Genomic DNA, 14,877 nt, shown 5'->3' on the forward strand with positions numbered 1-14,877 from the left:
ATCTCCTAGCGGGTTCAGACGAGGAAGTTCTTGAGCTCGGTGACGAGCTTCTTGATGTGGCCGGAGAGGACCGGGGTGCCCTGGTCCTTGAAGCGCTGCCGGAACCACGGGTTGACGCTCTGGTGGCCGCCGCTGCTGACCGAGCCGACCGGGATGAACTTCACCCCGGCCCGGTGGATGGCCTGCATGCCGGTGAAGACCGCCTGCTCCTGCCACTCGTAGAAGTCGGAGATCCAGACCACCACGGTGTTGCGCGGGTCGGTGATCTTCGGCCGGGCCAGGTCGAGCGCGACCGTGCCGTCGGTGCCGCCACCGAGATGGGTGTGCAACAGCACCTCGAACGGGTCGTGCACCCACGGGGTCAGGTCGAGCGCCCGGGTGTCGTAGGCGATCAGGTGGACGTCGACCTTGGGCAGGCCGGCGAAGATCGAGGCGAGGATGGTGCAGTTGACCATCGCGTCGACCATCGACCCGGACTGGTCGACCACCACGATCAGCCGGGCCGGCTCGATCCGTTTCGCGGTCTGCTTGTAGTAGAGCCGGTCCACGTAGAGCCGCTCGTCGTCCGGGCTCCAGTTCGGCAGGTTCTTCCAGATGGTGCGGTCCAGGTCGAGGTTCCGGAAGATCCGTTTCGGCGGGACGGACCGGTCGACGGTGCCGGTGCTGGCCTGAGCGACCTGGGTGCGCAGCACCTCGGCCACCTCGTCGACGAACCTGCGGATCAGCGCCTTGGCGTTGGCCAGCGCGACGCCGTCCAGGTTGTCCTTGTCGCGCAGCAGCTGCTCGATCAGCGACATGCTCGGGGTCAGCTGTTTGGCCAGCCGGTTGTCGGCCAGCACCTCGCGCAGCCGCATCCGGCTGACCAGGTCGCCCTCGATGCCGGCCAGCACACCGCCGACGCCGTGCGAGTCGGCGCCGGCGCCGCGGCCGCGCAGCTGGCCGGGCTGGCAGCCCATCGCCCGCTCGAACCAGCCGGCGTCAGCCTGCCAGCGCTGCAGCTGCTCGGCGGTCACGCTGCCGGAGCCGGTGCCGAACACGTTGAGCAGCAGTTTCGACACCAGGGCGGCGCGCCGGACCTCGCCCTCGCGGTCATCGGCCGGGGAGCCGGGCGCCAGCAGGCCGTCGAACTCGGCCTCCAGGTCCGGGAACCGCTGCACCACGGTGTCCACCGAGACGGCCGGGTCGAGCAGCGCGGCGGGCAGCCCGAGGTCGCCGACCACCGCCATGCTGCCGGACTCCAGGCTCGCCTGCTCCTCCGGGTCGAAGAGGCGGGCGATCAGCCGCCAGTAGAGGACCTGTCTGCGGGTCTCGTCGGCGCTCACTTGCGCAGCAGCCTTCCCGCGCGCTCGCGCAGCACGTCGACCGCGGTGCCGGCGGCCGCCTCGGCCTTGGCCGCTTTCGCCTCGGTCGGCCCGAGCGCCCAGTCGCCGGTGTGCGCGGCGACCGGCTTCTTCTTCACCACGGCCTGCACCGCCAGCGGCTGCAGCAGCCACCGCCCGTCCCACCGGAGCAGCCCGAGGCAGGCCGTCGAGGCCGCCACCAGGGCCGGCGTGAGCGGCCCGGCGGCCGGGAGGCGGTCCAGGTCGAGCGGGAGAAGCAGACCGCCGAGGTCGAACGCGTCCTCGGCATGCCCGTAGCCCTCCAGCAGCACCGGCTCGGCCAGCACGCCGGGATGCCTGTCGAGCGGGGCGGCCGGCGGCGCGACGGCCGTCCCGAGGCGCACCCGGGCCGCCGCGAACGGATCGGCCGGCTCGCCCGCCGCCGCCCTCGTCTCGTCCCAGATCAGGTCGCCGGCGGCGGTCAGCGTCATCCCGGACACCTCGACCGTGCGGTGCTCGGCGAGCACGCCCCGGAAGATCGGGAAGGCGGTCAGCATCCGCCAGGCGGACGGCCCGCTGATCGTGTCCACCTTGGCCGCCGCCACGCTGGTGCGGACCAGCCGGACCGCGCCGTCGGCGGTCTCCAGCAGGCCGTGCGCCTGCGCCCGGAAGACCGTCGGGTGCTCGTGCAGGTCGACGCCGAGAATGACCAGCCGCCCGTCGACCGGGGCGGCGGCCGGGGCCGGGTAGCCCTCCTGGGAGAGCAGCAGCGCGCGGCTCCACAGGTCGGCCCACCGGCGCACCGGGACCCGCGGCAGGGTGGCGACCGGCGCGGCCGCCCGCAGCTCCGCCGCGAGACCGTCGAGCAGCACCGCGAGCCGCCGCCCGCCGGGCGCGGCGAGCAGCGACTGCACCGCCGGGGCGGCGCCGCCGGCCAGCTCGTGGTCGACGCCGCGCCACCCGGCGATGGCCAGCTCGCGCAGCCAGGAACGACTGCCGGCCAGCAACTGACCGGAAGCGGACTCGGCGGCCCTGTCGAAGCCGGAACGCGGGCGCCCGAGCGCGGTGTCCAGGGTGCTCTGCAGCGCGTCGTGCGCGGCACCCAGCAGGGCGACCCGGGCGCCGGCCAGGGCGGCCAGGTGCTCGTCGGTCACCGTCCCGGCGACGATCTTGCCGACCGCGTCGGCGACCCGCTCGCCCAGCGGGGACCCGCCGAAGGCGGCGGCCACCGCGGCGAGTGCGGCGGCGCGCTCCTCGTCGATCCGGGCCAGGCCCGGCACCAGGGCGTCGTCCAGGCCGTCGACCAGGGTGAGCGCGTCGGTGAGGCCGTCGGGGACCTCCCGCAGACCGAGCATCAGCGCACCGCCCCGGCCGCCGGGAACCAGTGCAGCTCGACGAGCGGGTCGGTGGCCGGCTCGACCTCCAGATAGGCCAGATGGCGCAGGAAGCCGGCGAACACCTCGGCGGCCCGGCTCGGCGCGGTGGTGGTGTGCAGGGCGGACCACAGGTTGTCGCTGCCGTCGGCGAGCTCCGCCTTCAGATAGCGGGCGACGCGGGCCAGCCCGTACTGCGCGACGGCGGCGTCGGCGAGCGCGCGGAGGTGATTGCACGCGTGGGCGCCGCCGGACAGGCCGCCGCACGGCCGGTTGTTGTTGGTGTTGCAGCTCAGGCCGTGGTCACCGGCGGTGATCGAGGAGACGTAGACCCGCTCGATGTCGGAGCCGCTGGAGACCACCCCCTGCAGCCGCCCGTCGGCCAGCTCCACGAACGGCACCTTGGCCAACTTGCGCGCACCCACCGGTGCGATCACGGACGCTGAGCTGCGCCGCTCGTAGGCGACGACGGCACTTGTCACAACCAGTCCCTCCCTCGGAATCGGGTGCGCAAGTTGTATCGGAGCGGTACGACAAAAACTCACGCGATAGGTTGCTCGGGTGAGTTCTCTCGAGGAAGTGGCCAAGCGTGACGGCTGGCGATGCTGGGTGTGCGACGAGCCGGTCGACGCCGGCATGTCGGTGAACGACCCGCGTGGCCCGAGTGTCGACAGCCGCACCGCCGACCGGAAAGCCAAGGTCGCCGAGCGGCTCGCGCACCGTGCCTGCAACACCCGCAAGGGCGCGGTCAAAGTGGTCATCGCCTGGCCCGACCGGCTGAACGTGGTGGAGCCCGCGCCGCTGATCACCGTTGCCGAGCGCCTCGAGCGCAAGGGCGGCCGCGAGCTGGTCGCCCGCTGTCCGAGCAGGAAGGACGCCGAGGCGGCGGCGGAGTGGCTGGTCGACCGGTTCGCCCGCCTGGTGCCCACCCTGCCGGTGACCGCGAGCGTCGATGCCGGCGGCGGTCAATTCCTTGTGACGCTGGCCACCGGCCGCCGCTGACCGGCCGCGGATTGTCGGACCCCGGGGCTAACTTCCGTGCCCATGGCGACCCGACTCGAAGCCGTTGACCGGAGCGATGCCCGCCGCGGCGAGCATCCGCGGGGTGGCGCTCCGCCCTTTCGCCGCCACGATCCGGTCCGGGCGGACGAGCAGCGCCCCGGGCGTGCCCGGATCGAGCAGCGCGAACCCGTCACCGAGCCGCGGATCGAGCGTCGCCGGGCACAGCCGGCCGCCGCCGCGACCGACCAGCGGACCACGGCCGAAGGCGGGCCAGACCACTGTCGTCGCCCGGCGTTCCACGCCGGGCAGCCTGGTCACGGTGCGCACCAGGAGCCGGCCGAGGGTGCCGCCGGTCATCACCCGGCCGATCAGGATCGCCATCCGGATCAGTTTCCTCGCGTACGGTTTCCGCTCGCGCTCGTACGTGGCGAGGAGCCGCTCGTCTGCCCGCCCGTCCAGCACCATGGCGAGTTTCCAGGTCAGGTTGGCCGCGTCCCGGATCCCGGCGCACATCCCCTGCCCGATGAAGGGCGGGGTCAGATGTGCCGCGTCACCGAGCAGGAAGACCCGCCGGTCCTGCCAGGTCTCGGCGACCGCCCCGCGGAAGGTGTACTCGGTCTGCCGCAGCACGGTCAGCGCCCCCGGGTCCACCGCGCCCAGCCACGGCCGGATCCGGGACGGCACGTCGACCGGCTCGCCGGCCAGGAACTCCCAGCGGTAACGCCCGGGCGTGACCTGCATGAAGGTGGCCGCCCGCACCGGATCGCAGACCTGCTGCACCCCGTCGTAGGTGTCGAGGGGCACCGGCGACACCGCGTCCACCACCACCCAGGTCTGCTGGAAACCGAGATCCTCCCAGCCGGTCCGCAGACACTCCCGGACGACGCTGTTGGCGCCGTCGCAGCCCAGCACGGCATCGGCCAGGACCGTGTGCCCGGTGCCGTCGGCCGATCGGTAGCGGACGTGAGCAGGGCCGGACGGCGGTTGCTCGACGTCGTGCACCACATTGCCGCCGCGGATCGCCGCCCGCGGCTGCTGCCGCAACCGGTCGCGGAGCAGACGCTCCAGATCCGGCTGGTCGAACATGTTGGCCTGCGGGAAACCGTGTGGCCCGACCGGATCCCGGGTGAACTCGGCGAGCACCCGCATCCGCGGGTCGACCAGCTGCATCCCGGGCGCCGGGCGGGAGATCCGCCGCAGGTCGTCGGCCAGGCCGAGGCCGGCGAAAATCCGGAACACCTCGTCGTCGAAGTGCACCGCGCGGGGCAGCGGATAGGGCTCGGCGAAACGGTCGAGGACCAGGCACTCCACCCCGCGCCGGGCCAGCATCAGGGCGGCGGTCAGCCCGGTCGGCCCGGCCCCGACGATCACCACCGGCACGTGTTCCATCAGGACAGGGTGCGCAGAACCACCACCGATGCGCCAGCCAGGAGCAGCCCGGTCAGGCCGAAACCGGCGATCAGGCGGCGGGACAGGGCGAGATCGTCGAGCCGGGCGGCCAGCGCCTCGGCCCGGGTGCGGGTGGTGAAATACGCCGGGACCAGGCCGTCGGCGGTGGTCCGGCCGAGTGCGAAGACGTCGACGCCGCGCGGCAGCCGGACCTCGGTCAGCTCCAGGCGCTCGCTCTGGCGGAGACCGTCCACGATGTCCGGCGGGACGACGGCGGGCAGCCGCACCGGCGCCGACCGGCGGTAGGAGACCCGGGTGGTCTCGATCGGGGCCGGGTCGCTGCGCAGCGGCTCGCCCAGCGCGCGCGGGTCGACCGGGATCCGGCCGCTGGCGTCGGCGATCGCCGGCCAGCCGGGCGCGGTGATGTCGAGCAGGACGTCGTGGCTGTCGTCCGAGGAGCGGCGGCTCGGCTCGCGCACCAGCAGGACGTGGTACCACGTGCAGTCGGCGCCGCTGACCGGGCCGACCTGGCGCCCGGCGTGCCCGTACTCGGTGCGGGCCTCGGCCGCCACCCGGCCACCGTCCCAGGACCCGATCGGTGCCGGGTGGACCTCGCGCAGCGTGCGCGCCTCACGCCGGTCGCCCAGATGGAGCAGGAAGAAGATGCCCGCCCCGCCGACCAGCAGCGCGCCGACAGAGAAGCCGATCGTTGCGACCGTGACCACCCGGTCAACATAGAGCGACCGGGCAACCACGTCATCGGCCGCGCATCTCCTCATCGAACGACCTTTGGGCGTCCCGCATCACGGCCACCTCGGCCGGGTCGGCGAACCGCTCCAGCATGGTGGCCTCGTCGACGTCCTCCAGGTGCGTCTGGATCCACCAGATGTTCCCGGCCGGGTCTTTGATCCGGCCACCCCGGTCGCCGATGATCCGGGAGGTGAAGACCGGCGTGACCAGGGTGGCACCGGCTTCGAGGGCCCGTGCCACCACGGCGTCGGCGTCGTCGACATAGACGCTGAGGAAGGCGGGCGTCGCCGGCCACTCCGGGCGCGAGTCGAACGCCATGATGACCGAGTCACCGACCCGGATCTCGGCGTGCCCGATCGTGCCGTCCGGGTTGCGGACCCGGACGGCCTTGTCGGCGCCGAACGCCTCCTCGACGAAATCGAGGAAACGGTCAGCGCCTTCGGCCGCCACGTAGGGCGTTACTGTCGATTTGCCGTTCGGGATCTTCATGCACTCAGCATCGCGACCATTGCGGTCAGTTCCTGTCCAGGTGCACGCGGGCGATCAGCTCCTTCAGCCGGGCGATCTCGTCGGCGAGGGCGCTCCCGCCGGCCGGGGTCAGGGTGATCCACGTCCGGCCGCGCTTGCCCTCGTAGCCCTTCTCCACGCCGATCAGCCCGGCGGCCTCCAGCACGCTCAGGTGCTTGGAGAGATTCCCGGCGGTCAGGTCGAGCTGGGTGCGCAGGTAACCGAACTCGGCCCGGCGCGCCTCATGCACGATCGCCAGGATGCCCAGCCGGACCCGCTGGTGCACCACCTCGTCCAGCCCGGTGACCGGGTGGGCGACGTCCGGCTCCGGGGCGGTCATCGCCGCCGCCGCGCGGCCAGGCCGAAACCGATCGCGCCGAGCAGCAGCACGACACCGTCGATGATCTGCGGCGGCAGGAACATCGTCCGCGTCCCGCCCCACTGCCAGCCGAAGTCGATCGGCACCATGACCACCGCGAGGTAACCGGCGGTGAACAGCAGCAGGCCGACGTTGCGCTCCACGCGGGCCAGCACGAGCAGCGCCAGGCCGATCACCCCCCACGGCGCGATCAGCCGGTCCGCGACCATCACCCAGGACGGGAACGGCTGCTCGGCGGGGTGCTGCGCCAGGTAGACCCGCCAGGCGATCCAGACCGCGAGGAACGCGCCGGTCAGGGCGACACCGGTGTAGACGTAGGGCAGCACCCGGGCGCCCAGCCCCCGGGCCCGGGTGACCCGCGTGTATCCGTAGGCGATCACCGCGTAGGCCAGCAGCAACGCCACCGGCCAGTAATACAGCACGCCCTGCCGGTCGAACTTGCACGGCCCGTCGGGCACACAGTCGAGGTCGAGGAAGACGTAGTCGAACGGGATCCCCAGGAAGGTCACCGCGGCCAGCACCGACAGCGCGAGCCAGGTGACCCGCTGGTCGGCCCGCACCCGCTGGGTGAGCCCGCGCACCTCCGTCAACAGCCGCCGGGCATCCCCACCGGCCGGCACCGATTCAGTGGTCATGCCAATAGGTTTCCACAGCAAACCGATTTCCACCAGTAGGACCACCATCAAAACCGGATTGGGGTACGCCTCGAGCGCCCCGTCCGGCGGTACCGCACGAGGCGTCGGCGCGTGCCATGGTCCCGGCATGAGCGCATGGCCGCGCCTCCCCGCCCGCCGACCTGGACCGGGCCACCTACGACAGGCTCCCCACCGACCAGAAGCACGCCCGCTACCAGGCCGAGGTCGAGCACCTGATGGACGACGTGGTCTTCCCGGTCCTGCGCCGGCATGGCATCCGGGCCAGCTGGAACCGGGGTGTGGCCACCCGCATGCTGCTCACCGGCGCGCACTGGTACGCGCCGATTGCCTGACGCAGTTCGCACGCCCTACGGCGCAGCCGCCTCGGCGGCGCGAGGCGTCAGGTCCCCTCACGGCATGCTGTTATACCGTCGAAGCGTGCAGCAGCCGATCGCGTCGTCCCGATATGAGCCGATGACTCTGGAACGTCTGGCAGTTCTTCTGACCGACATTGACGACCCGATGCGATGGCGCCTGATCGCCGAGTTCCTGGAGGAGTACCACTGGGAGCCGGCCGAGGTCCGAGGTGCGCTGCTGGCGACGGAGCCCGCAGGCACCGGCGACGAGCACTGGGATGTGCTCCTGGCGGCGCTGGCGGAGCACCTGGCAGCGCAGGACGGGCACGCCGCGCCCGATTGGGCCGACCAGCGAGAGTTGCGCCAGTTCTGGTTCCCGTTCAACACCAGGTCAGCCCGAGCCGACGCGGTCGTGCACGCTCCAGCAGCCTTCCGGCGGCGTGGCGTTTTTGTTGCCGCCCAAGAGTTGAAGGTGGCATGAACGGCGACGATCCACTTCTCGATCGCAACGCCATCGCGGACGCCTTCCGCAGACTCGGTGACCGGCTGCACCGCCGCGGCGTGGTAGCTGACAGCTGCGCGGCGTCGCGACGCCGACGACATTCGATTCCTGGTCGACCGCCTCGGACTCGGCAACACCGAGGAAGTGGTGGCGCTGTGCGCGCAGATCTTTCCCGAAGAACCCGTACCGGATCGGGCACGCATGATCCTGGAGGACCTCTTCGAGGAGCTTTGATGCCCCGGTCCGGCCCCGGGCGGGATCCGGACCGGAGCGAGCCGGCTACGCGGTGGTGCAGACCGTGCCGTTGAGGGTGAAGGACTCCGGGAGGACGTTCGGGCCGCTGTAGTTGCCGACGAAGCCGACGTTCGTCGACGCGCCGGGGGCCAGGGTGGCGTCGCTGGTGACCCGGACGGTGCGGCTGTCCGGCGTCCAGGTGGCGCTCCAGCCGCTGCTCAGGCTCTGCCAGGCGGTCGGCCAGGCGAAGGTGAGCGTCCAGCCGTTGAGCGCGGCCGGCCCGTTGTTGGTGATGTCGATCGAGCCGACGTAGCCGTTGCCCCAGTCGTTGGTGTCCCGGAACTTCACCGTGCAGGCCGAGGTGGCCGGGCTGCCGGTGGTGAAGGTCAGCGGCGGCGAGGCGGCGGACAGCCGGCCGGCGCCGTCCCGGGCCAGCACATTCACCGTGTAGCGGCGGCCCGGCACCAGGTTGTGCACGGTCAGCGACGTGCCGGTGGTCTCGCCGAGCAGCTCACTGACGCCGCCGTTCTGCCGATACACCTCGTACTTCAGCCCGGAGCCGGAAGCAGTCCAGGAGATGGTCGCGGTCCGGTCGGTCACGGTCGCTTCCGGCCGGGCCGGCGCCTTCGGCGCGTTCTCGGTACGACTCGGGTGCAGCGTGACCAGCGTCAGCGAGTACGGCGCGAGCGTCCGCGTCCCGGCGGTCCCGGCCGAGCCGCTGGTCAGCCCGTCCGCGCCGTTGGTGAACGTCTCGACCGCCGGCGCCGCCGCGGACGGCGTGAAACCGTGGTAGTTCAGCGCGACGGTGTGCGCCGCGTCGGGATCCTTGTTGACCAGCAGCACCGCCAGGTCGCCCGTGGCCCGCCGCACGGCATGCGCGCTGACCAGCGCGTCGTCGGTCCCGGTCCCGACGAACTGGTCGCCCGGGCGGGCGAAGTCACCCATCAGGTCCAGCGCGTGGTACGGCGCGAACGGCGTGTTCAGCGGCGGCTCGCAGGCCGCGTTGTCCGGCGTGCAGGTGCCGCTGGAGAGCAGGCCGTAGTCGTTGAAGTCGGTCTGCCCGGCGATCGTGGTGGCCTTGTCCGGGCCGTTGTGCACGTTCCACCACTGCACCGTGAAGACGCCCTGGGCGAGCAGCCCGCTGTAGACGTCGGCCAGGAACAGCGCGCCCGGCTGGGTGTTGCGCCCGACGTCCACGTTGGTCTCGGTCATGCTGATCCCGATCCGGCTCGCGCCCGCGCCGGCGTACTGGTTGATCTGCTTGCGCAGCAGGTAGATCGCGTCCTGGATCTGCGCGGACTTGCCGAGCGTCTCGGCCGGCGTGCTCCCGCCCGGGTACCAGTGCACGTCGACGAAGTCGATCGCGGCGCCGGCCCGGGTCAGCACCTCCTGGTTCCAGGTGCCGCTGTCGCCGGCCGCCACGATGCCGTCCGGCCAGTTGCCCGGCATGGTGAGCACCGCGCCGATCTTGATCGTCGGGTCGACCGCCTTCATCGCCTCGGCGTAGGCGACGACGTTCGCGGCGTACTCCTTGGGGCTCTTGTCGGCGTGGTCGTCGGCCTCCCAGTTCGCGCCGTAGTGCCCGTTGCCGTAGTTCTCGTTGCCGATCGTCCAGTACTTGGCGCCGTAGCCCTTGGTGACGTTGGCGTACCGCACCCACCCGGCCGCCTCGGCCGCGGTCCCGGTCCCGTAGTTCGCGATGATCATCGGCTGGGCGCCCGTCCGCCGCGCCCCGGCCATGAACGTGTCGAAGTCGGTGTCCGGGGCGACGTAGCCGCCGGGCGCGGTGTGCGTCTCCCAGTGATAGATGTCGGCGTAGGACCCGCCGGGGTAGCGGACCATCTGCACGCCGGCGTCCTTGAGCCGGTCGGCGACGGCCGGTGCGCCCAGCTGCGCGTCCCAGATGGCGTGGTTGACGCCGAGCGCGGCGTCACCGACGGTGGCCAGCCCGGCCCGGGCGTCCACGTCGACCCGGACGTCGGTGGCGGCGGCGCGGGCAGCCGATGGCCCGCCCACGACGGCGCTGACCAGCGCGAGCACCACAGCGCCCGCACCGGCACGCCGCCGGAGTGAAACATGCATGACGATCTCCATGGGGACAGGGGACGGTGGGAGCGCTCCCATATTCCGGCCACGCAAAGACCCATGTCAATGGCCACAGCCGCCGACCCGGGGATCGGCGAAGCGGGAGCACCCCGGCGAACCGCGATCGGCCGGCGGGTGATCCTTCCGGCGGACATCATGCGGCGCCGGATCACGAGACCGCTCTCCGGCTCAGCATCGCGACGGTGCTGCCGATCATGTCTCTGATCCGTCAGTGCAGACGTGAACGGAGTGCCGGATGCCGAGCCGACGCGCCGCGGTGCTCACCGCGGCCGGAACCCTGGCCGCCACCGTGCCGATGGGCGCCGTCCTGGCGAACACGCCGGACGACCTGCCCGCCGCCGGCTGGGCGAGCAGCTGCACGGCGCCGGAATCGGTCTACTGCGTGGAATCAGCGACGCTCACCCCGGACAACGGCTCGGCGACCCCGCTGGCCGGGCTGGGGCTGACCGCCGCCGCGGCGACGGTCACCGACGAGTACGGCAAGTGGCTGCGCTGGACGGTCGGCGGCTGGGCCGGGCAGCCGGCCACGGTCACCGGTGGCACGGTCCGGCTGGTGATCCGGACCGGACCGTTCGTCCCCCGGTTCAGCAACGTCACGGCGGCGGGCTTCTCGATGTCCCGCACCGTGTCGAACGGGAAGTACACGCTCACCCTCACCGGGCGGCCCACCCCGGTGGCGTGGACCGGTGACGCGGACTGCACGGCCGGGCTGTCCTGCGGCGACACCGACACGACGGCGGACCCGACGACGTACCGGTTCGAGGGCCGGACCCAGGATCTGGACGGCTTCGCCGGGGCGTACGCCACCGCACTGGACGGCGCCCACCTGGCCACCAACGCGCAGGCCCGGTCCGGATTGCCGATCTACGACCAGGCCGCGCAGCCACCCCTGACCCTCGGAGTTCTCGGCAACCCGCAGCTGGACGCGACCGGCTCCGCGGTCCGCAACTTCATCGACCTGTTCCTGCCCGGCGGGTATTTCACCGCGGCCGGCACCACCCCGGCGGCCGCCGTCAGCACCGGGCTGGACCTGGTCACCGGCGGCGCGGTGCATCAGCGCGTGACGGTTTCCTTGGTGGACGGCGGGGTCCGGGTGCAGGCTCCCGACCTCGGCCCGGGGGCCGAACTGGCCGGAGCCGCCTACTACCACCGGCCGTCGACGCCGACCGGGAGATCCGCGCCCGGGGCGCCGCGCACGGTGACCGGGACCGGTGGGGACGGCACCGTCATGACGCGGTGGCAGGCACCGGCGGACGACGGCGGCTCGCCGGTCACCGGCTACCGGGTACGGGTCTACCAGTCGGCTGCCGGCGACGCCGCGCTGGCCTCCTGCGAAACCGCGATGACCAGCTGCACGATCGACGATCTGGTCGCCGGTGGGGTCTACCACGTCGCGGTGAGCGCGGTGAACGCGCTGGGCGAGGGCGCGCCCGGAGGCCGGGTCGAGGTGCGGGCCGTCGCGTCGCCCACACCCAGCCCGACGGTTCCGGCTCCCGATACCGCACCGTCCGCGACACCGGACCCCACCCCCTCTGCCCCGTCCACCCCGATTCCGGGCATCCCGGCGCAACCGTCGGTGAGCCCCACCGGGGCGGAGCCCTCACCGGACGAGCCGTCGGGAGATCCGCCGGCCGCGCCGCGCGCCATCCGGCTCACCCCCGGGGTCCGCAAGATCACCGTGACGTGGGCCGGCCCGGCATCCGACGGAGGCTCTCCGGTCACCGGCTACACCGCCCGCGCCTACCGGACCGCCGCCGGGACCACCCAGGTCGCCGGCTGCACGGCGACCGGCGGGCGGAACTCCTGCGTGCTCACCGGCCTCACCGCCGGGGTCCGGTTGTACGTCGCCGTGACCGCCGAGAACGCGGCCGGCATCAGCCCCGAGGCGGTACGGGCGGCGGCGACGGTGTGGGCGGTGCCCGGCGCACCCCGCTCGGTCGACGCAACCTCGTCGCACAAGCGGATCACCGTGCGCTGGACGCCCCCCGCCGACACCGGCGGCACCGCGATCACCGGCTACCGCGCCGAGCTGAAGTCCGGATCCCTGACGGTCCGCTGCACCGCGCCGGCGACCGGCCGCAGCTGCACCGTGAAAGGCCTCAAGGCGGGACGGACCTACACCGTCCGGGTGCGAGCCGTGAATGCCGCCGGCGTCTCCGCCCCGTCCACCGCGGACAAGGTCAAGGTGAAGAGCTGATGCACGTCACGCGTAGTGCGCTCGCCGTCGTCACCGCCGTCCTCCTGACGGTCCCGGCCGGGCCCGCGTCGGCCGGTGGCAAGCCGCTCTCGTCGACCGGCAAGGCGTGCACCGTCGTCGGGACGGTCGGCAACGACCACCTGTTCGGCACCCACGGCTACGACGTGATCTGCGGGCTCGGGGGCAACGACGTGATCAAGGGTGGTGGCGGCAAGGACGTCCTGGACGGCGGGGACGGCGACGACGACCTCGACGGCGAGGACGGCGCCGACACCGTGGTCGGTGGCCCCGGCAACGACAAGGTGGCCGGTGGTGCCGGCAACGATCAGGTGCGCGGCGACGACGGCGGGGACACCGTGGACGGGGGCGGCGGCGCCGATCTGGTCGACGGCGGCGCCGGTGACGACACGGTCAGCGGTGGCAGCCCGGCCGACGAGCCGGACCCGGTCACCGCGGGCGACCGGGTGATCGGCGGGGACGGCGCCGACACGGCCGACGGCGGGCCGGGCCCGGACACGGTCCAGGGCGGGGCCGGCAACGACACGGTGACCGGCGGCGCCGGCGGGGACGTGATCGCCGGGAACGGCGGCGACGACCGGATCGACGGCGGCGAGGGCGGTGACCGGGTCGACGGCGGGGACGGCGGCGACACCGTGGACGGCGGCAGCGGCGGGGACGGCGTCAACGGTGGCGGCGGCAACGACGTCCTGACCGGGGGCGCCGGCGACGACGCGGTCCGGGGCGGTGCCGGCGACGACACGGCGGCCGGCGGCGACGGCGACGACGACCTGGACGGCGGGCTGGGCGACGACCGGATGGACGGTGGTGCCGGTGACGACGTGGTCGAGGGCGGTCCCGGGCTGAACAACTGCGTGGCCGACAACAACGACACGTCCGGCGACCGGTGCACCGACCTGCGGGCGCCCCGGCTGGACCTGACGTCGCTGCGCTGGGTCACCGAACCGGCGGCCGACAACGCCGCGGACACCGTGCTGCGGCTGCGGGCGAAGGTCACCGACGATCGCAGCGGCATGACGTACGTCCAGGTCACGTTCCGCGGCCCGGACTCCGGCGCGCCGGCGCTGACGGTCGGTTTCCACGCCGCCGAACTCGTCTCGGGCGAGCTGCACAATGGCGAGTTCGAGATGCACGGCACGCTGCCGGCGTTGTCGGCCACCGGCGACTGGACGCTGTCCGAGGTGTACCTGCAGGACCGGGTCCACCGGTACAGCCGCTACACCGTGCAGGCCGGCGGGGCGTTCACCCTGTACACCACGGTCGACGGGTACAACGTGCAGACCGGGACGCTGGCGCTGCCCCCGCTGAAGGTCACCGGGGCCGCGGACGCCCAGGCGCCGGTCGCGGATCCGGCCCGCGCCGTGTGGGCCACGGCCACCGAGATCGACAACAGCGCGGATCGTACGGTGCGGCTGCGCGTCCCGGTCACCGACGACCTGAGCGGCGCCGCCAAGGTGACCGCCACCCTCGACGGCGCCGGGCTGGACGCGCCGGCCGTGCCGCTCAACGGCACCCAGCTGGTCGCCGGTACGGCCACCGCCGGCACCTGGGAGATCAGCGGAACCGTTCCCGCGTACCTCCCGGCCGGCACCTGGCGGGTCAGCGCTCTCACCCTGCTCGACCGCAGCGGCCGGCAGCGCAGCGTCCCGGCGCAGGATCTGACCGGTATCGCCGCGCTGACCGTCAGCGGCGTCTCCGACCGCAACCGCCCGACCGTCGACATGAGCTGGGGCGAGTACGTCGGCGCCACCTCGGCCGACAACAGCGCCGAGCGCACCGTGCGGCTGCGGATCCGGGCCGGTGACGACCTGAGCGGCATCAGGAGCATCTTCGTCGACTACCGGACCGACGGCGCGCAGAGCCGGCTCGACCCGGTCGCACCGGCCGGTGAGGACGGCGTATGGGAGATGGTCGGCCGGCTGCCCAAATCCACCACGCCGGGCCAATGGCGGGTGGTCGGCATCTACATGTACGACAGGATCGGCCGGGAACGCGTCTACTACGTGCAGGCCGACGGCTCCTACACCACCAAGGACGGACAGCTCAGCGGTCAGTCGAACTTCCCGCGGTTCACTCTGCTCCCGGCCGGCGCCTGATCTCGGGAACAGCG

Annotated in this window: 13 protein-coding genes; 4 read left to right on the top strand and 9 right to left on the bottom strand. The window is 72.8% G+C overall.

What is annotated here, in order from left to right:
* Positions 1-14: 14 nt before the first annotated feature.
* Genes BJY16_RS38240 through BJY16_RS38250 form a run of 3 tightly spaced genes read right to left on the bottom strand, consistent with a single transcriptional unit; the run spans position 15 to position 3,174 of the window.
* Positions 15-1,322, bottom strand: coding sequence for a vWA domain-containing protein (locus BJY16_RS38240; protein WP_185044408.1), 1,308 nt, complete (start codon positions 1,320-1,322; stop codon positions 15-17).
* Positions 1,319-2,674 (bottom strand): hypothetical protein, encoded by a 1,356-nt coding sequence (locus BJY16_RS38245; RefSeq protein ID WP_185044409.1) that lies wholly within the window; start codon positions 2,672-2,674, stop codon positions 1,319-1,321. Before BJY16_RS38245 ends, BJY16_RS38240 begins: the two co-directional genes overlap by 4 nt.
* Positions 2,674-3,174 (bottom strand): hypothetical protein, encoded by a 501-nt coding sequence (locus tag BJY16_RS38250; RefSeq protein WP_185044410.1) that lies wholly within the window; start codon positions 3,172-3,174, stop codon positions 2,674-2,676. Before BJY16_RS38250 ends, BJY16_RS38245 begins: the two co-directional genes overlap by 1 nt.
* Positions 3,175-3,253: 79 nt before the next feature.
* On the opposite strand from BJY16_RS38250, the gene BJY16_RS38255 reads away from it, so the two are divergent.
* The gene (locus tag BJY16_RS38255; RefSeq protein ID WP_185044411.1) at positions 3,254-3,694 is read left to right on the top strand and encodes a hypothetical protein; all 441 of its coding nucleotides are present in this window, start codon (positions 3,254-3,256) and stop codon (positions 3,692-3,694) included.
* Between the two features lie 27 nt (positions 3,695-3,721).
* Here the strand turns inward: BJY16_RS38255 and BJY16_RS38260 are convergent, their stop codons facing one another.
* The 5 genes from BJY16_RS38260 to BJY16_RS38280 are packed head-to-tail and all read right to left on the bottom strand — an operon-like array spanning position 3,722 to position 7,354.
* A complete protein-coding gene (locus tag BJY16_RS38260) occupies positions 3,722-5,083 on the bottom strand; it encodes a bifunctional 3-(3-hydroxy-phenyl)propionate/3-hydroxycinnamic acid hydroxylase (protein ID WP_185044412.1) in 1,362 nt (453 codons plus the stop codon).
* A complete protein-coding gene (locus BJY16_RS38265; RefSeq protein WP_185044413.1) occupies positions 5,083-5,808 on the bottom strand; it encodes a hypothetical protein in 726 nt (241 codons plus the stop codon). Before BJY16_RS38265 ends, BJY16_RS38260 begins: the two co-directional genes overlap by 1 nt.
* Positions 5,809-5,839: 31 nt before the next feature.
* A complete protein-coding gene (locus BJY16_RS38270) occupies positions 5,840-6,322 on the bottom strand; it encodes a VOC family protein (RefSeq protein ID WP_185044414.1) in 483 nt (160 codons plus the stop codon).
* 25 nt (positions 6,323-6,347) lie between these two features.
* The gene (locus tag BJY16_RS38275; RefSeq protein WP_185044415.1) at positions 6,348-6,680 is read right to left on the bottom strand and encodes a winged helix-turn-helix domain-containing protein; all 333 of its coding nucleotides are present in this window, start codon (positions 6,678-6,680) and stop codon (positions 6,348-6,350) included.
* Entirely contained in the window at positions 6,677-7,354 is a 678-nt protein-coding gene (locus BJY16_RS38280; RefSeq protein WP_185044416.1) for a hypothetical protein, read from the bottom strand. Before BJY16_RS38280 ends, BJY16_RS38275 begins: the two co-directional genes overlap by 4 nt.
* 438 nt (positions 7,355-7,792) lie before the next feature.
* Here BJY16_RS38280 and BJY16_RS38285 point away from each other — a divergent pair, with 438 nt between their 5' ends.
* A complete protein-coding gene (locus BJY16_RS38285) occupies positions 7,793-8,191 on the top strand; it encodes a hypothetical protein (RefSeq protein WP_185044417.1) in 399 nt (132 codons plus the stop codon).
* 300 nt (positions 8,192-8,491) lie between these two features.
* On the opposite strand, the gene BJY16_RS38290 is transcribed toward BJY16_RS38285, so the two are convergent.
* Entirely contained in the window at positions 8,492-10,528 is a 2,037-nt protein-coding gene (locus tag BJY16_RS38290; protein ID WP_185044418.1) for a cellulose binding domain-containing protein, read from the bottom strand.
* A gap of 259 nt (positions 10,529-10,787) precedes the next feature.
* Between BJY16_RS38290 and BJY16_RS38295 the strand changes: the two genes are divergently transcribed.
* Both BJY16_RS38295 and BJY16_RS38300 read left to right on the top strand, forming a co-directional pair.
* Positions 10,788-12,749, top strand: coding sequence for a fibronectin type III domain-containing protein (locus tag BJY16_RS38295; RefSeq protein WP_185044419.1), 1,962 nt, complete (start codon positions 10,788-10,790; stop codon positions 12,747-12,749).
* Positions 12,749-14,863 carry a calcium-binding protein gene (locus tag BJY16_RS38300; RefSeq protein ID WP_185044420.1) on the top strand — a complete coding sequence of 705 codons (2,115 nt, stop codon included), beginning with the start codon at positions 12,749-12,751 and terminating at the stop codon, positions 14,861-14,863. The genes BJY16_RS38295 and BJY16_RS38300 overlap by 1 nt, the downstream gene beginning before the upstream one ends.
* The last annotated feature ends 14 nt before the right edge of the window (positions 14,864-14,877 follow it).

It is taken from the genome of Actinoplanes octamycinicus (assembly GCF_014205225.1).
Classification (GTDB): Bacteria; Actinomycetota; Actinomycetes; order Mycobacteriales; family Micromonosporaceae; genus Actinoplanes; species Actinoplanes octamycinicus.